At 58.1% G+C, this 18,627-nt stretch carries 18 protein-coding genes and 1 pseudogene; 11 read left to right on the top strand and 8 right to left on the bottom strand.

The genetic code is table 11. The features are described 5' to 3' along the window. Positions 1–137 precede the first annotated feature (137 nt). Positions 138–989: pseudogene (locus ACU0DV_RS21105) on the bottom strand (ArdC family protein). A gap of 482 nt (positions 990–1,471) precedes the next feature. On the opposite strand from ACU0DV_RS21105, the gene ACU0DV_RS21100 reads away from it, so the two are divergent. Next, on the top strand, positions 1,472–2,008 hold the full coding sequence (locus ACU0DV_RS21100) for a hypothetical protein (protein WP_446273596.1): 537 nt from the start codon (positions 1,472–1,474) through the stop codon (positions 2,006–2,008). A 92-nt stretch (positions 2,009–2,100) separates the two neighbouring features. Continuing rightward, a complete protein-coding gene (locus ACU0DV_RS21095) occupies positions 2,101–2,439 on the top strand; it encodes a hypothetical protein (protein WP_446273595.1) in 339 nt (112 codons plus the stop codon). On the opposite strand, the gene mobQ is transcribed toward ACU0DV_RS21095, so the two are convergent. Then, positions 2,429–3,712: a MobQ family relaxase gene (gene mobQ, locus ACU0DV_RS21090; protein ID WP_446273594.1), complete on the bottom strand. Its 1,284-nt coding sequence runs from the start codon at positions 3,710–3,712 to the stop codon at positions 2,429–2,431. The two genes, ACU0DV_RS21095 and mobQ, sit on opposite strands and share 11 nt — an antisense overlap. A 779-nt stretch (positions 3,713–4,491) precedes the next feature. Between mobQ and ACU0DV_RS21085 the strand changes: the two genes are divergently transcribed. The 5 genes from ACU0DV_RS21085 to parA all read left to right on the top strand — a co-directional run bounded on the left by ACU0DV_RS21085 (position 4,492) and on the right by parA (position 9,146). Next, a complete protein-coding gene (locus ACU0DV_RS21085) occupies positions 4,492–4,770 on the top strand; it encodes a mobilization protein (protein WP_446273593.1) in 279 nt (92 codons plus the stop codon). An 11-nt stretch (positions 4,771–4,781) separates the two neighbouring features. Then, positions 4,782–6,446 (top strand): type IV secretory system conjugative DNA transfer family protein, encoded by a 1,665-nt coding sequence (locus ACU0DV_RS21080; RefSeq protein ID WP_446273592.1) that lies wholly within the window; start codon positions 4,782–4,784, stop codon positions 6,444–6,446. Positions 6,447–6,463: 17 nt separating this feature from the next. Further along, a complete protein-coding gene (locus ACU0DV_RS21075) occupies positions 6,464–7,015 on the top strand; it encodes a hypothetical protein (protein ID WP_446273591.1) in 552 nt (183 codons plus the stop codon). A gap of 373 nt (positions 7,016–7,388) precedes the next feature. Beyond that, on the top strand, positions 7,389–8,417 hold the full coding sequence (locus ACU0DV_RS21070) for a replication initiator protein A (protein WP_446273590.1): 1,029 nt from the start codon (positions 7,389–7,391) through the stop codon (positions 8,415–8,417). A 60-nt stretch (positions 8,418–8,477) separates the two neighbouring features. Next, positions 8,478–9,146 carry a ParA family partition ATPase gene (gene parA, locus ACU0DV_RS21065; protein ID WP_446273589.1) on the top strand — a complete coding sequence of 223 codons (669 nt, stop codon included), beginning with the start codon at positions 8,478–8,480 and terminating at the stop codon, positions 9,144–9,146. A 510-nt stretch (positions 9,147–9,656) separates the two neighbouring features. Here parA and ACU0DV_RS21060 read toward each other — a convergent pair. The 3 genes from ACU0DV_RS21060 to ACU0DV_RS21050 form a co-directional block, all read right to left on the bottom strand. Further along, on the bottom strand, positions 9,657–10,265 hold the full coding sequence (locus ACU0DV_RS21060; RefSeq protein WP_446273588.1) for a hypothetical protein: 609 nt from the start codon (positions 10,263–10,265) through the stop codon (positions 9,657–9,659). 85 nt (positions 10,266–10,350) lie between these two features. Continuing rightward, the gene (locus ACU0DV_RS21055; RefSeq protein ID WP_446273587.1) at positions 10,351–11,562 is read right to left on the bottom strand and encodes an MvaI/BcnI family restriction endonuclease; all 1,212 of its coding nucleotides are present in this window, start codon (positions 11,560–11,562) and stop codon (positions 10,351–10,353) included. A 3-nt stretch (positions 11,563–11,565) separates the two neighbouring features. After that, a complete protein-coding gene (locus ACU0DV_RS21050) occupies positions 11,566–12,990 on the bottom strand; it encodes a DNA cytosine methyltransferase (protein WP_446273586.1) in 1,425 nt (474 codons plus the stop codon). Positions 12,991–13,099: 109 nt separating this feature from the next. On the opposite strand from ACU0DV_RS21050, the gene ACU0DV_RS21045 reads away from it, so the two are divergent. Next, positions 13,100–13,630, top strand: coding sequence for a helix-turn-helix domain-containing protein (locus tag ACU0DV_RS21045; protein ID WP_446273585.1), 531 nt, complete (start codon positions 13,100–13,102; stop codon positions 13,628–13,630). Beyond that, on the top strand, positions 13,627–13,770 hold the full coding sequence (locus tag ACU0DV_RS21040) for a hypothetical protein (RefSeq protein ID WP_446273584.1): 144 nt from the start codon (positions 13,627–13,629) through the stop codon (positions 13,768–13,770). The genes ACU0DV_RS21045 and ACU0DV_RS21040 overlap by 4 nt, the downstream gene beginning before the upstream one ends. A gap of 19 nt (positions 13,771–13,789) precedes the next feature. On the opposite strand, the gene ACU0DV_RS21035 is transcribed toward ACU0DV_RS21040, so the two are convergent. The 3 genes from ACU0DV_RS21035 to ACU0DV_RS21025 form a co-directional block, all read right to left on the bottom strand. Continuing rightward, a complete protein-coding gene (locus ACU0DV_RS21035; protein ID WP_446273583.1) occupies positions 13,790–14,293 on the bottom strand; it encodes a HEPN domain-containing protein in 504 nt (167 codons plus the stop codon). Positions 14,294–14,296: 3 nt separating this feature from the next. Then, positions 14,297–15,445, bottom strand: coding sequence for a DUF262 domain-containing protein (locus tag ACU0DV_RS21030; RefSeq protein ID WP_446273582.1), 1,149 nt, complete (start codon positions 15,443–15,445; stop codon positions 14,297–14,299). Between the two features lie 92 nt (positions 15,446–15,537). Further along, positions 15,538–16,077: a recombinase family protein gene (locus ACU0DV_RS21025; protein WP_446273581.1), complete on the bottom strand. Its 540-nt coding sequence runs from the start codon at positions 16,075–16,077 to the stop codon at positions 15,538–15,540. 238 nt (positions 16,078–16,315) lie between these two features. Here ACU0DV_RS21025 and ACU0DV_RS21020 point away from each other — a divergent pair, with 238 nt between their 5' ends. Both ACU0DV_RS21020 and ACU0DV_RS21015 read left to right on the top strand, forming a co-directional pair. Continuing rightward, positions 16,316–16,486, top strand: a complete 171-nt coding sequence (locus tag ACU0DV_RS21020; RefSeq protein WP_446273580.1) for a hypothetical protein — start codon at positions 16,316–16,318, stop codon at positions 16,484–16,486. 124 nt (positions 16,487–16,610) lie between these two features. Beyond that, entirely contained in the window at positions 16,611–17,744 is a 1,134-nt protein-coding gene (locus tag ACU0DV_RS21015) for an STING domain-containing protein (protein ID WP_446273579.1), read from the top strand. Positions 17,745–18,627 lie beyond the last annotated feature (883 nt).

Genomic DNA, 18,627 nt, shown 5'->3' with positions numbered 1-18,627 from the left:
TCAACAATCGCCGCCTTCTCGAACCCATCGGGAACATTCCGCCCGCAGAGGCCGAGGCAAACTTCTACGCTGCTCGGGAAACATCAGGCATGGCCGCGTAACTAAGACAAATCAGCCTCCGGCAAACCCGGCGCGGTTCACTCCACGACGTAATCCACGGCCTTCTGCGCCTCTGACGCAGCGCGGAAAATCGCGCGGCTGTCTTCCTTCATCGCCTCAAGCCATCCTTCGACATAGGCCGCGCTCTGATCGAATTCAGGCTCCACTCCGATCTGCGCGCAAAGCATGCAGTTGCCAATTTACGCGACCAGCTCCTCGAACGCGTAGGCCTTGCGGTCATTGAACCTACTCAAGCGGTCCAGCCGCTTTGTCGCCCCTGTCCAGTGGGTCAGCTCGTGCGCCAAGGTGCCGTAATATCCTGCGGCCCGGTGAAACGTGCCAATCGGCGGCATGTGGATGCGGTCGGTCTTGATGTTGTAGTAGGCGCGCGGCTCCTCGGTCACGTCGATCTGCGCGCCGGTCGCGGCAAAGAACGCCTCCAGCTCGGGATCGGCCACGGTGCCAAGATCACGGGGCGGATCGGGCAGGATGTAGTACTCGGCGGGCAAGCCCTCGATCTGGTCGGCGTTGAACACACGGTAGGCCTTGGCATAGGGGATCTGACGTTCCTCGCCGTTCTCGTCCTCGCGCTCGACGGTGCCGTATTTCACAACGGTTGCAGATTTTTCGCCCTTACGGACATGGCCCCCAAGCTGCTTGGCCTGATTGAACGTCATCCACCGGGCTGAGCTGTAGTCTTTCGCCATCGCTGTTGCCCAAAGCATCAGGATGTTGATGCCCCGATAAGCCTCGCCGTTGAACCGTTCCGGCAAGCTGACCCCTGTCCCTCCGCCTGTCCACGGCTTGCGCCAGGGCGGAGTCCCCGCCTCGATCTGCGCGATGATCTGATTTGTGACATGGGAATAAACGTCAAACTTCTCTGCGGTCATTTGTGACCCTCCTTCGCGTGACGCGGGCCGGGTCTCTTCCCCTTTCCGCCAATGGGCGGGCCTTCCTTCTCTGTTGTCTGGAATGCCCATGCATTCCGGACGGCAGAGCAGGTAAGGGCAAAGCCCGTCCTGCGGCCCGGCGGGGCCGTGACAACCGGGTGGAGGGCGTGAATTTGGGAGGGAACCGCGCGCCTGCGCGTGGGAGGAACCGGAATTCTCGACCGGAACCGACGCCAAAGGCGGCGCTTGCCGGTTTTCTCGGACCTGCCGGGATGGCAGGCGGATCAACAGGGTTTGGAAACTGTCAGGTAGGGTGAGCGGGCGTCAGCCCACAGATCCCCTGCCCTGTCTATCGCTCAAAGCGAGACCGGCACACTGCCGGGATCACTGAACTCTATCAGCTCTACAGGCGCGAACCGAAGCGAAGGGCGGTCATAATCTTTTCAAAGTCTTAGGGTATTGTTCTGGGATAGGAGTTTCAGATGACAACCGATGTACTAGGGCCAGACAACGCATTTTGGATTGATGGCGAATGGCTTGGTTGGGATAGCATTATCGACCCAGAAGAAACCAAATACAGCCGCCTCGCTGAACTTGAGCGCGAGGCTGAACTACGCCTGAAGTACCCGAACGCTGATCCAACTCTGGTTCCGTACTTTCAGGACCTGCTGAAGCTTGCAGAGGCCTATTTCTGCGATACTGGGCAGCACCTCAACGTCTACGGCGACATTGGCGAGCTTTTCGGTGCGATCATGTATGGCATCAAACTTCACAAGAACCATGCCCAAGGCTCCGATGGTAGATTGGGAAACGACTTCGTTGAAATCAAAACAATCTCGCCGATCAACAGCAAAGAAAAGACCAGCGTGCGTCTCGACAGGCACTTCAGTAAGTTGCTTGTCGTAAAAATTGACGATGACTTTGAAGTTTCGGGACGCCTCGTAAGGCGGGCCAACTTGCCAAAAAGAGCGGGCAACAATCTCCGGCTGTCATGGGCAAACATGCCCGAAGCCAACTGATCCCAAACTGTACATCTCTCCAATAATATACTATTGAACGCATTGCTGAATTCCGCCACACTGAGACAATCTCTGCTTTCTCAGTTTATGCGATGAACCAAACGACTGAACTCGAACTCAACGTGACCACCGAACAAGGCCTTCGGGCGCTTGCCCACGAGGGACATACGGTCGAAGTGCTGTGCAAAGCCGATCCTGAACGCAAAGGACCAAGCTGGTACGGCCTGTGGATTATGCGGACGGTCGGAAACGGCGGGCAGGAGAAAATCCTTGTCACCGCCAGGACGCGCCTGACGCAGAATGCAATCAAGGTGCGCGAATTCAAGACGGCAACCGGCGTGATTTCGTTTCTGGTCGGCGTTGGCTTCACTCAGGCGAGCATTCCCATGAAGAACGGGGAAACGACTTCACACCGCCTCGTCAGTGACTGAGACCTGGATCACGGTCCATGTCCCGATCCTTCTCGACCTCCTGCTCCTTCTCCTGGTCGCGCTCATCCTCGATCTCCAGCTTCTCGCGCGGCTTGTTCAGAACATCCTTCAGCCGTTCGTTGACGGACGGTTTGCGTCTATCGCGCCCTGTGCCCTCGCCCAGATCATACTCGCTGTGACCGTCGAGCTTGTGAACTGCTGCCTGACCATCACGCCCGGCGTCCTTCTCCATGATCTCTTTGAGCCGCTCCCGCGCATAATTGCGGCCTTCAGGCTTGGGCGTCTCGTCCTGATCCCGTGACCGGCCCACGACGTTCGCCAGCCGCTCCCGGAAATCCTCCGGAGTGCGGTCTCGATCTTTCGCGGTTGCGGCCCTGAGTGCTGCCAGACCGGCAGAGACGCGGCCCTGCCCGGCCTCGCGCTCGATGCCGTAGGTCTCGCGAGCCAATTCCAGCCGCTCGCGCATTTCGCGGAAGGCGGCGCGGGCTTGGCGGGCGGCATGGACGACAGCACCGCGCTCCGTGACAGGTTTGTATTCACGGCCTTCGCGCTCAGCCATCGCCTTCGCGCGCCGCTCCATGGAATTGGCTGCTGGCCCCAGCTTCAGCTCCGGATCGCGGTCCAGCTCCTCGGCGGAGAGTTGATCACCTCGCTCCAGCGCTGCCTCGCGCTGCGCCTCAAGCGACCGGTGATCGACGCGTTCCACTTCCCCTGCCCGCTCCAGGGCGCGGTTCTGCAGCTCTGCCCAGAGACCGCGCATCTGCTCGATCTCGACGCCACCGGTTTTCGCGGAATCGAGTACGCGGGTCTTGGCTGTGAAACCCTCGGCTTCCAGCTTGCGGGTGGAGGTCAGCACATGGGCGTGGTGATTGCGCTGATCGCCTTCCCGGTGCGGCGCATGGATCGCCACATCGACAGCCACGCCATAGCGGCTGACCAGCTCCTGGGCGAAGTCGCGGGTGATCTGCAACCGGTCCTCGGCACTGATCTCGGACGGCAAGGCCAGCTCCCACTCGCGGGCAGTGACGGAGTTGCGGCGGGTCTCGCTGGCCTCGACCTCATTCCAGAGGCGGGACCGATCCGTGGCCCAATCCGGGGCGTCCTTCGGTGCCAGGATGAAGGTCTCCTCGATGCCCTGCTTACGGGTGTAGTCGTGGATGCGACCTTCGCGCTGGCACTCGATGCGCTCCCCGACACGGTAGGCTGCTGCCGCCGTGGCAGAGCGCCCGGCGCTGCGTTTGATCGTCTTCACCGAGAGGTGGTAGCTCGCCATGCGCCCTCCTCTCTCAAAGGCGATAGTTGCCGCCGTGGCAGAGTGCCCAGCTCTTGGCTCGTGACAAGAGCTGGGGTGTTGGTGCAGAGTGGGGATGAAGCCCAACCTCTTCCGGTTCCCTTGGGAAAGGGCTTCGTCCTCCCTGTTGGGCGTAAGACGGTGGTTTTGGAGATCAGTGATCCAAGACCGCCGCAGCTTTGCGCAACCGTCTTTTCCCCGGAGGCCCGCGCCCCAAATCGCAGTGCGCGTTCGCACCGCTGGGGCTGGAGGGGAAAAGACAGCCCGCCCGAAGCGAGCCTTTGGCTCACTGAGGCGCGGACTTGCCAGTGATCTGCCCCCAGATCCCCAGCCTCATGAGGGGCGGGATATGGGGACAGATCACTGGCGGTTTGCCGAGGGCAAACCCGGTATCGCGAAGGGGCATCAGCTCCTGGGCGCGATACCTCCCGCAAGGGAGACACCAGCGGCAGACCGGCCCCCACCGTGGGGCATCGGGCGAGACACTGGCGCGACATTGCGGGACGCGATCCAACTGCCGAAGTTGGCCCTGGAGAGTTTGAGAGGCCGGGAGGGCCTTTCATTCCGGCGCGTATCGCGTCGGACGGAGTTCGCCATCGGCTGAGGCCCTGCCTCAAGGAGATCGCACGCAAATCTCGAAACCGCAGGTGGAGAGTTTGCATAAGTGCGCCCTTGTCCTTTACAGGCCTACGGGTAAGCGCTATCGCTGGTTGTGGCAAGCCTAACCTTTACACCTGCCTTCTTTGAAGTGGATTCCCGAATTGGCCGAGACTGAGCTTGAACGCGCCGAGAAACGCTATGCCCAGGCCAAGGCCCGCCTGCAGGCTTTGAAGAACCGGGAAGCCACCAGACAGCGTAAGCTGGATACACGCCGCAAGGTGATCCTGGGCGGTGCGCTCATGGACCTGGCGGAACGGGATTCCAATGCTGCCGCCATGCTCGACCGGCTGATCCGCAATCTCTCCCGTGAACAGGACCGCAAGGCCTTCGCGGAGTGGGACACTCCCACCCCTGCTCCCAGCGATGATGGCGCGTCCTGATGCGGAGCGTCATGCTCGTCTTCGGGGGGCTGTTCCGTTTCTTCGGTCGATTGATCTTCACGCCCATCCTGTTGGGCTGGATGATCGGCGCTGTGCTGTTCGGGGCGATGCTCGGCTCCCTGGTGGCCACACCGTTCATCTTCGCTTTCTTCGACCAGACGCCCGGCGAAAGCGCCTGGCAGTGGCTGGTCTTCGGTCCCTTCATGTTCGTGGGTGCTGTGTTCGGGTTCCAGTACTGGCGCATGGCCTCCGGGGCCGATGCTTATTTCGGACTGACCGGCGACAGCCACGGCTCGGCGCGGTTTGCGAACCGCAAAGAGCTGAAGAAGCTGGAGTGGGGCAAAGGGCACGAAGATGCCGGTCTTCTGATCGGACGCAATCCGCACACAGGACGGCTGCTGCACTATGACGGCCCGGCCCATCTGATCACCCTCGCCCCGACCCGTGCCGGGAAAGGGGTCGGCACGGTGATCCCGAACCTGCTGGCGGCGGAACGCTCCGTGCTGGTCATCGATCCCAAGGGCGAGAACGCGCGGATCGCGGGCGAGGCCCGGCGGCGCTTCGGGACGGTTCATGTCCTCGATCCGTTTGAGGTCAGCGGGCATCTTTCCGCCGCTTACAACCCGCTCGACAGGCTGACCCCGGACAGCCTCGATCTGGGCGAGGATGCCGCCTCCTTAACCGAGGCGCTGGTGATGGACCCGCCGGGACAGGTAACGGAAGCGCACTGGAACGAGGAGGCCAAGGCCATCCTCGGCGGTCTGATCATGTTCTGCGTCTGCCACGAGGATCGCGACCGCCGGTCCCTCGCCACCGTCCGGGAATACCTCACCCTGCCCCCGGAAAAGCTTCGGGCGTTGTTGGAACTGATGCAGGACAGCGACGAGGCTGGCGGGCTGATCGCCCGCGCTGCCAATCGGTTCCTCGGCAAGGCGGATCGCGAAGCCGCCTCGGTCCTCTCGAACGCGCAGCGGCATACCCATTTCCTCGACAGCCCCCGGATCGCTCGATGCCTAGCGCGCTCTGATTTCGCCTTCTCCGATCTGCGCCACCGGATCACCTCCGTCTTCCTGGTGCTGCCGCCCAACCGGATGGACGCCTACAGCCGCTGGCTGCGTCTTCTGGTCTCTCAGGCCCTTCAGGACATTGCGCGGGATGCCGAGTCGCTGACGGCCAACACAGGCGCTCAGAGCGCGTCTCCGCGCCTCAGGACGCCCACCCTCTTCCTCCTTGATGAATTTGCCGCCCTGGGCCGTCTGGAGGCCGTGGAGCGCGCCATGGGGCTGATGGCAGGCTATGGGCTTCAACTCTGGCCGATCCTACAGGACATGAGCCAACTCAAGGACCTCTATGGCGACCGCGCTGGCACCTTCATCGCCAATGCCGGGGTGCAACAGGTCTTCGGGGTGAATGACTTCGAGACAGCCAAGTGGCTGAGCCAGATGATCGGCCAGGAAACTGCCGGGTTTCAGACCGACAGCTTCAAACCTGGCGATGGCCCCAGCTTCTCGAACAACCTCACGGGCCGCGATCTGCTGACCCCCGATGAAATCATGCAGCTTCCCCCGGATCGTCAGCTCCTGCGCGTCCAGGGGCAGGCCACTGCCGTCGCGCAAAAGCTGCGCTACTACGCCGATCCTGAATTTGCAGGGCTGTTCACGCCTGAAGCCCGATAACCTGAAAGCAATCCGCCATGTCTGAAGATGCCCCCTCCCCTGCCCCGCTCTCGGACGATGATCTGCGCGAAACCCTCGATCTGCTTGCCACGGCTGTCGCCAGCATCTCGGATCGCGTGGATGATCAGACGCGGGTGCTTGACCGGGTGAACAAGACGGCGACGGAAGCTCGCTCTGCCGCCTTCGCTGCCCAAAAGCAGACGGACCCTGGACACTACGGTGAGATTGTCGGTGCAACCATCGACGGCAAGATTGGCGACACCCTAACCCGCGTTGGCCAGATGGCCGGTGATCTGCTTCGGGCGTCCAACCACACTCAGGAAGTTCTCCGGAAGGTGGATGAGGCCAAGTCGGATACCATGCGCCAGCTTTGGGAACGGGAACAGAAGCTGGAACGCTTCAAAAGCCGTCTTCCATGGTTCGGTCTGGGTGCTGTCGTTCTGGCTCTTGCCCTGACGGTGACGCTTCCTCGTTTCTTCGCAAGCAACGCTTCCATGTGCGCTGTCCTTGGAGCTTCTTGGACGACGACAACCACGGGCGTCGATGCCTGCGTGTTCTATCAGCGGTGAGGGTTGAGGTCATATGCCTTGAGTTTTGTAGGCTGTCGGGTAGTGGTGCATCATATTGTGGTAATGTGGGTTTGTGGGAAGTGGGTGGTACTTCAAGGAGAGTTAAATAGAGTTATAATAGAGTTACACTGTGGGTTTTGGCCTGTAAGTATTTGTAAAATTTACGATATTCAGAACGCCCGGTGTGTGAAATGACGAATCCCGGTGTGTAGAATGACGAATCCCGGTGTGTGAAATGACGAATCCCCCAACATTTATCCACAGGCAGCTTGGTGTGTGAAATGACGAGTCTTGACGAGCGGTGTGTGAAATGACGATAGTAACCCATGGTGTGTGAAATGACGAATCTCGGACGTGCTCGGCGGTGTGTGAAATGACGAATTCACGCTCCCCGTTGCTGCCTGACCGTCATCCGCAAAAAGACCTGTTCGTGTGCGACATCGTGGATGCCGTCCCAAAAGGCGACATGGCCTCGATGGAACACCCGGTTTTCACCCTCTCGACTAAGCCGGACATGAAGCCTCGGCGGTATCAGAATGGCGAGAACTTCATCGAAGTGTCGCCGTCCCGGTACGGTCTGGCCACCGTGCATGACCGTGATGTGCTGATTTACTGCATCAGCCAGTGCATGGCCGCGCTCAATGAAGGGCAAACGGTTAGTCGGACGCTGCGGTTCAAGGCGCATGACCTACTCGTGGCAACGAACCGGCAGGCGTCTGGTCAAGGCTACAAGCTGCTCAAAGATGCGCTCCGGCGGCTGCAAGGGACGCAGATTGAGACGAACATCCGCCAGGGCGGCAAGGAGTATTTCAGGGTCTTCGGCCTCATCGAGTCTGCGGAAATCGTAAGAGAGACGCGCGACGGGCGGATGCAGGATGTCGAGATTACCCTGTCGGACTGGGTTTTCGACGCCATAGAGAACAATCATGTTCTGACGTTGAACAAGGAATATTTCTTCCTTCGCAAGCCCCTTGAACGGCGGCTCTACGAGCTGGCCCGAAAGCATTGCGGCTCACAACCAAAATGGAAATGCGGTATCGAGCTGTTGCGGGACAAGTGTGGGTCCGGTTCAACTACGAAGGAATTCCGCCGCCTGCTCGGCAAGATTATCGAGGATGACGCGGCGCACGACCACATGCCCGATTACGTGATGAGCATCGAGGGTGACAATGTCGTCTTCCGTCCCAAGGCCGCAGAGGCGGTCGTCGCCCTGCCCTTCCAAGCCTTGCGGTTCAAAAAGCTCGACACGTACGACGAGGCACGGCGTCTTGCGCCTGGCTGGGATGTCTACGTGCTCGAAAGCGAGTGGCGCTCATGGGTCCACGACAAGGCCATCGACGTGAAGGACGCGGACAAGCATTTCCTGGCGTTCTGCAAGAAACGTGGTGCATACAAGCACTAAGAACGCACAAATGTGGGTTTGTGCCTTTACGGATTCCCACGAATGTGGTGAGGTTGATTCATGATAATATCTTTCCTGAACCAAAAAGGCGGTGTCGGAAAAACCACCCTCTCGGTGAACGTGGCGGGCTGCTTGGCACGTCAGGGACATCGGGTGTTGCTGATAGACGCGGACAAGCAAGGCTCGGCCACGACATGGGCGAGCCTACGCGAGGATGCGCCGTTCCAGGTCGTGAGCATGGCTCGGGCGAACATGGCACGGGACGCGCTCAAGCTGGCCCAAGATTACGACCACACAATCATCGACGGGCCACCCCATGCCGAAGAGATTGCCCGGTCCTGTATCGTGGCCTCGGATTTCGTGGCGCTCCCGATTGAGCCCTCTGGGCTTTCGACCTGGGCATCCGACCTGACGGTGCGCCAAGTGAAGGAAGCACAAGAATTCAAACCAACCCTCAAATGTGGGTTTGTGGTTTCCCGCAAAATAGGGAAAACCGTGATTGGTCGGGATATCCGCAACATGGCCGCAGAGGCAGGCTTGCCGATTTTGGAAAGCGAAATCGAGCAGCGGGTCGCCTTCGCAGAAGGCATGACCATGGGGCAAACGATTTTCGAGTGGGCAGGCGATAGCAATGCCGCGCGCGAGATTGAACACCTAACGAAAGAGATCGAGCGGTATGTCGAAGAAGACGTTTTCAGCGGCTCCGAAGCCAAAGCAGCCCACGGATGACCAAATTCTCGCGTTCGAGCGAGGCGGGGCAGGGCATGACACGACACGGGCATCAAAGCCGGTCGCGAAAGCTGCGGCAACGGATGAGCCGACAAAGCGCCTGAGCCTAGACCTACCGGCCAGCTTGCATACGCGGTTCAAGACCGCTTGTAGCGCGACCGACCGGAAGATGGTCGGTGAGCTGCAAGCATATATCGAGGCGCGAACGAAGGAACTGGAAGACGAGGCGGGAATAACCCGCAAATGAACAAAAGCACAAATGTGGGTTTGTGTGGTGATAGGGTTTTTTAACCTAGAGGACATAGACGGGCAGTATGCGCGTGTGGAAACTCGAAGCCTCTCGAACACAAGAACGTCACCCGTCACGATGGGGATATGCCCTCGCGGATAGCAGGGACGAGGCGATGGCGTTGTGCGTGGCAACAAGCGGGTTGCCGTGCAACTTCGTCCACGAAAACACCCCGCCATGCTTTGGCCGGGTCGTGAAGGCGAGCACGTTTCCTGATGAGGCTATGACTGCCGGGACGGGCAACGCCTTGCAACCGGACACGCGGAACAACGTGGGTTCCTCGCCGTGCAAATTGCACTCGCGAAATCCAAGACCGCCCAGTTGATATCGACTGGCTTGTCGCCGCGAACGAGCCAATGCGCGGCTTCTTGTAGCCAAGGGTCGAACCGGATGTCAGCCAACCTGCGAGGCCGGACATAGCGTTCGATGACGCGGGCCATGTTCACGTCCAGCAAGGGTCGGTTTTCACCATGTTGGAACACGAGGATTGCATTGGCCACGTATTGGCCTACGGCTGGAACATGGGCCAAGCCCTCCACCGTGGCTGGGAATTTGCCGCCGCGTTCGGCGGCAAATGTCGATAGGGCCTTCATCGACCGGGCACGGCGCTGCCAAAGACCAATGGGCTTGAAGTGCTCTTCGAGCTCTTCAACCGGTGCGCCGGCGATATCGGCCCAAGAGCGAAACCGTCCAAAGAACGCCGGATAGACCTTGGCAACGGTCTCGGCCCTGGTGCGCTGCAATAGCACCTCGACGCAGATACGTTCGAAGGTGTTCGCACGGTCATGCCGCCATGGCAGGTCGCGGCCATGCACCGCGTACCAGTCCAACAGGCGATGACGCAGGCGGGTTATTCGAACCTTCTGGCCGCGCGTGAGAGGGTCAGGCACCCGGCGGGGTAGGGGGCGGCGCTCGTCATACGAGGGCATAGGTCTTGCTTGGCGGAAACAAGAGGTCGAGCGAACCTGCCTCGATTTTGAACGATGGCCCGCGTTCGTGGGCACGTCCTGAATCGAGCCGCTTCATCATGTGGTCCATGGTGATTTCGCCTTGTTCGACAAGGATATCGAACTGTGAGCCTATCGGTTTCCGGGTGTGTATCACGTCCGTGAATTCGAAATGCTCGCGGCCATCAATCGGATGAACCTTGGCCCCGACCCAGAATGTCTCGGCGTGTTTCTTCTCAAGGTCAGCCCGCAGCTCGGACAGGTACCACGAAGCGAAAGCGCCATGGGCCGTGGTGGTCGAAACCTCGTTCAATATGCCGCTCTTCTCATCGAGCTTGAACGTGAGCCCCTGCGAATTCACGTTGGCGGCGCTGACCGTGCAATTCAGGCGGTCTCGGCCATCCCGGAAATATCCGAAGGCATCGAGCACGTCCGTCATGCTATTGAACTTGCTGATTTCCCAGTTGGGAACCTTCGCGAAAAGCTGTTTCCGATTTTCCCGCGACTTGGGCTTTCGCCGGTACGACTTGAGCTCGATGCCCTTGTAATCGGGCTCCCTCCGCGCGTTCATGGCTATGCCAAGCGCGGCCTCAAGGGTGCGACCGATCGCGGTATCCGCGCGGTCATCCATGATGGACGGGACGTAGCCACCCGCAGCGATGAGGCGCAACTTGCCCAAGAGCTCGTCCGCGATGCTGGTCGCTTCTGCGCTGATATCCCGAAGAACATCCCACAACGGGCCGCTTTGCTGGACATCCAGCACGTGGGCCACGTCAACCTGTGTAAGGTTGATAACCACGAGCTGGCCATCATGCTCCGTGACGGCCAGCATGTCGTCCGGGTTGGCATGGTGATGCAGCTTGGAAAACCAGATACGCGGGTCGCCTTCCTTTGTCGGCTTGGCCTTCGGCTTGTACAGGGACGCAGGTGCCTTGATTTGCTCCTGCTCGCTGACGAGGAACGCGTCGATTTTCACGCCGTTCTCACGTGCGCCCCGACCTTGGAGCTCAAAGTCGTGCAGCCCGTTTTCCTTGAGATAATTGCGAACCGGGGCCGTGGCGTCCATGTAGCCTTTATCCAAGGCGGTCCATGTCGGCTGTAACAAGGTAATATCAACGGACTCGGCTGTAAGGCGCTTCATCCGTTGCCGCTCGATGGCGGTGAGTTGGCGAAGAGGCATTGCCTACCTCTCGCCCAACGCCCGGTCCAGTATGCCTCGGAAGTGTTCGCCCACCTTCTGGGCCAACCCCACTGGCACCGCGTTGCCGATTTGCGTGTACTTGGGCACTTCCCGGTCGAAGATGCCTTCGAGCGGGTTCCCTGCGCGGCGGATGCCGCCGGTCGTGCGCTTACCTGCGAAACGGTACCAATCGGGGAAGAGCTGGAGCCGTGCCCATTCGCGCACCGTGAGGATGCGGGGCTGGCAATAATGCACGTAATCATCGGGCAGGGATGTCGCGGTGATGTTCGGCTCGCCGTTCCCCCAATGCTCGCGCAAGACGCGCTGCGAAAACTTCCGGGTTTTGTAGTGCTCAGGGATTTCGCCATCGTTGGCGAGCATGTGGTCGAACTTATCGACCACGGCCCACTTGTGCTTGGAATATTCCTGCTCCGTAAGCCTTACCCGGCCATTCGGGTCCCAGGGCGGCGGCGTCCGCAAGTGCTTTTGAAGCGCCGTGCGGGCAGGGCGGGGATAGCTCGTGGTCTCGAAGGTGCCAGGTGCAAACTTGCCGGACCGAAGAGTGTCTGCCACGCCTGGGTCCACGAGGTCGCCCAGCAGGTCGCGCAAGTGCGGGAACGTCCCGACCTGACCGGCGGGCAAGAACCCGCATTTCACGGCATCCTCGGGGTCGGCGTTCGGGTCGAGGGACGGGCAAGCGGCCAAGATATCTTTACGGATGCCGACGAGAAGAACACGGGGGCGGTTCTGCGGAACGCCGTAGTCCTTGGCGTAGACAAGGGACCATCGCACCTCGTAGCCCGGTATCTTCCGAAACTCGGCCTTCACGTCCGGCCAAATCGGCTCGCCGCCCTCGCGGGTCCACTTCGCGTTCAACAGGCCTTTGACGTTCTCGAAGAGGAAAATCCGGGGCCGTAGGCGACGGATAATTTCGGCCATTCGACCATAGAGACGATTGGACGGAATTTCCTTCCGGTCCACCGCGTAGGAACGGCGGATTCCGATACCGGAATACCCCTGGCAAGGCGGGCCACCGGCCAGCACGTCGAGCGTGCTGCCGCCGCCGCTTTCTGCCTTCACCGTGTCGAACCGGAAATCCGCCTCTTTGAGCGAGGACAGGTCGGATACGAGCTGCTCCAGGCGCTCGCCCTGGAGCTCATGGGCGTCGTTGCAGCGAAGGTCCGCGTTTTCGGCGAACTTCTCGCCGCCTAGCTCGTGGTGACGGTTCTTGAGGTAGGTTTGGATAGCATCCTTATCGAGCTCGTTCACGAACACGGGCGTGAACTGCGCGTTCTCGAACCCCATCGACAAGCCTCCGCACCCGGCGAAGAGGTCCACCATCGTGTAGAGGTTCGAAGTGCTCCTCTGGGCGTTGCTCTTGCCCGCGCCTGATTCCTGGTGCAGATTCTCCGTAACCTCTTGTAACATTTGTATTTCCCCCGCCTCGACGTTGCTTATTTGTTTTTTCGTAGCACATCTTGTGCGCCAGGTCCAGGCATACACTACAGGTTGCGCCGCTTATCCACAGGAGAGGCCTTTGGGCGCGTTTCCAAGGCAGGTTTGCGACACCTGCGCCGTCAGATATTCCGACATCAGTGTCGTCATAAACAGATATCTACTTTTAAACAGACGAAGTCTCTCCTATATCGGCAACATGAACAAAGCGCCTCGAACAACTGAACGTGCCGTGGAGAAGTGGGAAGATGCCGCCGAGGCAGGTTTCCAAACGCTCCCGGACATCCTGCTTCGCAAGCAAGTCGAGCTGGGCCTGTCCCCGACCGACATGCTCGTTCTCATCAATATCACCATGCACTGGTGGTATCGCGAACAACTCCCGTTCCCGCGTAGTGCAACCATCGCGGAACGGATGGGGGTGGATGCCAGGACTGTGCAGCGGAGCATCCGCAAGATGCAGGACCTAAAGCTGGTCGAGCGTGAAACTGAAACCTTGGAGGATGGCACGACAAGGTCTGTCCTCAACCTGTCGCCACTCGTTGAACGGCTGTCCGGCTTCGCCCGCCGTGATCCGAACTATGTCGCGCGGATGCATCGGAAAGAGGTCGCATGAAGGAACCGGGTCACTACACGTTCGAGTTTGAGCGGGCGGATATGAAAATCCGTTTCAGCGCCGGGGGCGCGGTCGCCCTTATCACGGCTGTGGCCATCGTCGGCTTGGTGGCTGCGATTGTCGTATCAAAGTACCTGTGACAGCTCGGATAGCTTGAGCCTATGCCGCTTCTTCGAGCGGTAGCCCTTCTAAAAAATCTATCAGCTCACATGCAATTTTGAATTTTGTAGAAACAGACCCAAGCGTTACGTTGTTCGTGTTCGTTTCCTTTCCGTGCGCGATATCGTTCCTCCACGAGATAATCTCGTTGATTTCCTTCTTCCGCTCATCCTGACCCAGCCATTCATCGAACCGCGTTGACCAGGTTACATCCAAGTTATCGAGGATGTCTCGAATGGCATCACATCGCATATTTTTCGAATTCGGCCATGTACCTTCGATGTATTTACGTATCCTCGGGGCAGACGTCGCGGAAGCGTGCTCAAGGATTATCTCTTTCACCGCTTGCTCAATGTAGCCAGAAATCAAGACACACGTGTACTTTGCCCAGTGAGCCTTAATTTCCAACTCTGAGGCAACATCGCCTTCGCTAGAAGGCGGGTTTTTGACCAAGGATTGGATTCGTTGACGGTACTTCGTCCGGTTGGCTACCCGCGCAGCCACGAGCTATGCTCCGAAGATGTCTTTTGCGCGGTTAACGCGTTTCTTCACACGGTCAGTGTCATTGACGAATTCATCGATAGACCACTGGTACTCCTCGTCGCTTTCTAGCTGAGCGAGCCTCTTCAGAACCTCGGCTTTGTCCGGGTCGGGATATTTGGTCAGATACGCATCGAAGCCGGTCATAACGGCATCGAACCGTGATACGGTAAGAGTATTTCCGCTGCGCAAGCCTTCCTTGCCGATGGTTTCTTTCACGAGCTTAACACACGCCTCGAAGGCAGTTTTCAGCTCGTCCACCTGTGCTTCCGCAATGTCCCGGTTGTCCTCCATGAACGTGTCAAGGAACTTGGGCATGGGCGACCTGTAGTCCTCATGTTTCTCGCGCAAGGCGATGAAGCGCAAAATCAGCTCCATGTCCTTCAAGCGTGAATGTGTCTTCCCAAAAAGCTCGCGCCAGTGCGCGTTTGCGTTCAGCTCTCGCAACATGTTGTCGAGCGGCCCGTAGAAAATGCTTGCTCGAATTTCATGTGCTTGCAGCGGCTTTCCACTCGTATTCAGCCGTTTGAAAATTTGGATTACGGCTTGGTTGTATTCGTGCCCTAGCTCTGGGTCATCATAGGATGGGTCGGGCTTGATAACGATAGAATGCAGAACCGCGTCCGACAGCGCGCGGGCATCATTGTCTGATAGCACTTTCGAGGATTTTGCCTTTGCAACTTCTCTCGAAAAATAGCACCCCTTGAGCTCTTCCTGGATATCTTGTCCGGTCAGGTAGAACCTTCCTTCAAGATAGTCCCACAAAGAGCGCAGACGTTGCTGTCCATCAACGATGTTAAGGCTTCTCGTCTTGGCATCCTGTGCCAAGAACACGTTGGGAACCGGCAGACCCAAAATGAGAGACTCGATAAACCGCGATTTCTCTGGCCCCGACCATACAAAGCCGCGCTGAAAACCTGGCACATAAATGTCGCCGCGTTTCAGGCGCTTCACGAGCCCTTCGACATCCGAGTCCCATCCGTAGCTGCTGACGTTGTACCTGTTGGGAGGCTCGTCGTTGACCTCCGCGCCATCAGAGATTTCCGTGTCGTCGTCTGCGACCGGGCCTTCTTCCTCAATTTCTTCCGCTACGTCGGCGTTTTCTTCGTCTACCATGATACACCCTTTCCACATCAGCAGCTTTTAGATTTGCTGCAACTTTGGGTTAAGCGTCCAAGATTCTTAGAAGATTTACAACAGTATAACCCTTACGCCCGCCTGACTGTTTTTGTGCTGACCTTGAACAAGCGGGCAATCTCAGCCAGGGGCCGGTGTTCAACGTCCCGCATCCGGCGCACCTCGTCGCGCTGCGCTGCCGATAGGGCAGGGGGACGGCCACCCACCCGGCCACGCTTGCGGGCGGCCTGTAGCCCCTCCCTGGTGCGCTCGGATATCCGCTCACGCTCGAACTGGGCGATGGATGCGAACACGTGGAACACGAGGCGACCTGCCGGGGTCGTCGTGTCGATGTCCTCGGCCAAGGACCGGAACCCCGCGCCGCGTTCCGCGATGACTTCCACGATGTCGAGAAGGTCACGCAGCGACCGCGCAAGCCGGTCGTACTTCGTGACCACCACCACGTCGCCCTCGCGTAGATGGTCGAGCATCTGGTCGAGCTGGGGCCGCGACCTGGCCGAACCGGTAATCTTGTCCGCGAACACGCGCTCGGCTCCGGCCTCCGTCAAGGCGTCGGTTTGGGCTTCGAGCTTCTGGTCGTCTGTGCTGACGCGGGCGTATCCGATAATCATGTCGATGATGGTGCCATAAACGTCCCAAAACCCCAAAGGTTTTGGCCGGGGTTTTTGTCCTTATCAACAGCTTGATTTGCGGTTGGGCAAGGCATGGGGACAAAAACGACCGTTTTTGCCTTCGAGTTTATAGCACGCGGCTTCTGTCCAAGACGAATGATGGACGCAGGTTAAAGAGTTTCTTAAGCTCTATGGTTTAGCCTTCGCCTCAAAGCAAAATGAGTCGAAAGGATAGAATATGGATAGCCTCTTCACCTTGGTGCTGATGCTCGTTGCAATCACAGTCTTCAGTATTATGCTGCTTGCAGTCTTCGGACTTCCTGCCACCTTCGCCGGGACACTTTCCGCTTTTTGCATTGGCTGCGTCACAGCAGCGCTGCGCTTCTGGCCTTCAAAGAACAAGGACTAAGCGCTGAAGTCTGATGCCACCGGGCGAATGCTCTTGGTGAGGCACCTGACCCACTGACGGGTCTGCGTACTTATAAACGTCAACAGGCTACGGGCGCTGTAGCTTCGCAAGTCGGAGGTCAATAATGCAAGAGTTACGAGTATTTGTTCTTGGGCGTATGGTGCCCGAAGGAGCCTTTTCGGGTGACAGTTATCGGTACGTAAGGCGGACAAAGACAGTCCAAATAGCAAGCATCGTTGAAGGCGCGGCAAAGGCGCTTCACGCAGATGAGAAAATCGATAGTGCCGATAAAATTCGGGTCCTTGCCCCAGAAGGCGATGATCGTACGAACATCGTACATTCTGTACTCAACCATGTTGAGGGTAGCGATCTGATAATTATTGATGTCAGCGATGAAAGCCCAAGTGTTATCTATGAACTCGGTGCTGTAAACGCGCTCGGCAAACCGTACATCCTCGTAACTGGAGAGAGCCTGCCATTCTATCTGCTTCAGAGCAGATCAATAATGAATTTTTCGTTCAAAGATGAATATGACCCTGGCGACCTTACGCACGTTGAGCTGCGGAATAGACTTCTTAGCAACTATACAAGTGAAGACGGAGTAGGGTTCAGCGAAAGCGTCTTTTCTTCCTATTTTCAAGGACTACCGATTGTTAACATTGCGGGTCCTGCAGGTATCGCGACAGGGTATCACGTAAACACACTGAATCGATTTGGGCGGCAAGGGGCTGGTTTTCTTCAGAAAGTTGTAAAAGCTGTAGAAGACGATGGCGGACAAGAACCAGTTGTAAGAGAGGGGAGGCTTTCGGCGCTTGTCGTCGTCATTCCCGATATTGTCAAAACCGATAACTACGGAAAGGCGAGAGTAGATTTGGAGGATGCCATGGCGGAGAAAGGGTTGCCGCTAATGTCGGCCTCTATTCTAGAAAAGAAGGATGGTGAGTATAACAATCTCGGATTTGGCGCAATGATGTTGCGTGAACATCCGGATATTGTAGTTGATATACCCCGTACGGTGTATCCACTATCTATGGTTCCTAGGATTCGAATAGCGCGGGAAAATGAACAGAGGTTTGGCGCTCCCGCTGGGCGTCGCCGTCAGCTGAGGCGACTGATGCGAGAATTTCGAGCAATTCTCGATTGGAATATGGCCAATGAGAGAGCGCAGAATGATGGCGCGTGGGGACAGATACATTTCGTAGAGCAAGCAGACGTAGCTGACTATATCCACAATCTAGTCAATGAGACATCAAGTTGAACGAGCAGGGGGCGGTCAAGCCGCCCCCTTCACCACTACAGTTTTCACTGCCAGGTCGCTGTTTGTGGTCCGGACTGTCTCTTCACCGTAGCACTAGCCGTAGGTGGGCACCGTTCAGTCTCTACACCTTCTCCCTCGTGGAAGCTTGGCTCGCGATCACCAGTTAAGGCTCTCCCGAATTTGATGCCAGAACCTACGCCGTTTCCAACGTAGGCGCCCTACCTCATTTAGCGTCGATAGATTGCTTCGTGTCAAGCCCGTTTCATGGTTGGTTAACGTCTGGCAGCAGGATCGGTTTGTTGTGTGCCGGGGCGAGGTGGAGTTAACCTACCCTTGCTAAAGCCTTTGATCTGTTGGTGGGTATGACATGGAAAAGAAATATAATTTCGACCTTTTGTGTAACGAAGGTGACGAAGCATACCTACGCTCTCAGTATCCTGACATAGCTGACAGAATAATTTGGCCTGAGCTGAGAGCCGCGTTTGAGGAACATGAGGAGTGTGCGAAGGCCACCAAGCGCGTATCCCGCCGCAGTTGCTTCGTCGGTATACTTCTCATCGTCCTTTCTCTTCTGATAACGCTTGTAGGGACGGCGGGGTTATCTCGCACCTATCTGGAATCGAACCCGCAGCTTAGTGATTGGTTGGCAGGCACTGCAGCGATACTGCTCGTCCTAGGTTTATTCCTTGGCCGAGGTTTCGTCCTGAGCGCAAAGCGAGACGAATGGCTTGTTGCACGGCAGATGACCTGCCACTGAACTTTCATCCAGCCACGACCGGAGCCCGGTTAGTGTTTACGCCGGTTGGCGCAGGTTGAGCAATCGCCCGGCGCGCGGAGCTTTCATCTCGCGCAGCGGGGCGGGCGATTGCGGTGGTCAGGGTCC

The sequence above is a fragment of the Sagittula sp. genome, assembly GCF_052825245.1.
This window is presented reverse-complemented; position numbering and strand designations above follow the sequence as displayed.

What these genes read in the sequence shown, in the direction of transcription:
- ACU0DV_RS21100 (WP_446273596.1), top strand. Translation starts at nt 1,472, where the DNA reads ATGACAACCGATGTACTAGGGCCAGACAACGCATTTTGGATTGATGGC.
- ACU0DV_RS21095 (WP_446273595.1), top strand. Translation starts at nt 2,101, where the DNA reads ATGAACCAAACGACTGAACTCGAACTCAACGTGACCACCGAACAAGGC.
- mobQ (WP_446273594.1), bottom strand. Translation starts at nt 3,712, where the DNA reads ATGGCGAGCTACCACCTCTCGGTGAAGACGATCAAACGCAGCGCCGGG.
- ACU0DV_RS21080 (WP_446273592.1), top strand. Translation starts at nt 4,782, where the DNA reads ATGCTCGTCTTCGGGGGGCTGTTCCGTTTCTTCGGTCGATTGATCTTC.
- ACU0DV_RS21075 (WP_446273591.1), top strand. Translation starts at nt 6,464, where the DNA reads ATGTCTGAAGATGCCCCCTCCCCTGCCCCGCTCTCGGACGATGATCTG.
- ACU0DV_RS21070 (WP_446273590.1), top strand. Translation starts at nt 7,389, where the DNA reads ATGACGAATTCACGCTCCCCGTTGCTGCCTGACCGTCATCCGCAAAAA.
- parA (WP_446273589.1), top strand. Translation starts at nt 8,478, where the DNA reads ATGATAATATCTTTCCTGAACCAAAAAGGCGGTGTCGGAAAAACCACC.
- ACU0DV_RS21055 (WP_446273587.1), bottom strand. Translation starts at nt 11,562, where the DNA reads ATGCCTCTTCGCCAACTCACCGCCATCGAGCGGCAACGGATGAAGCGC.
- ACU0DV_RS21050 (WP_446273586.1), bottom strand. Translation starts at nt 12,990, where the DNA reads ATGTTACAAGAGGTTACGGAGAATCTGCACCAGGAATCAGGCGCGGGC.
- ACU0DV_RS21040 (WP_446273584.1), top strand. Translation starts at nt 13,627, where the DNA reads ATGAAGGAACCGGGTCACTACACGTTCGAGTTTGAGCGGGCGGATATG.
- ACU0DV_RS21030 (WP_446273582.1), bottom strand. Translation starts at nt 15,445, where the DNA reads ATGGTAGACGAAGAAAACGCCGACGTAGCGGAAGAAATTGAGGAAGAA.
- ACU0DV_RS21025 (WP_446273581.1), bottom strand. Translation starts at nt 16,077, where the DNA reads ATGATTATCGGATACGCCCGCGTCAGCACAGACGACCAGAAGCTCGAA.
- ACU0DV_RS21020 (WP_446273580.1), top strand. Translation starts at nt 16,316, where the DNA reads ATGGATAGCCTCTTCACCTTGGTGCTGATGCTCGTTGCAATCACAGTC.
- ACU0DV_RS21015 (WP_446273579.1), top strand. Translation starts at nt 16,611, where the DNA reads ATGCAAGAGTTACGAGTATTTGTTCTTGGGCGTATGGTGCCCGAAGGA.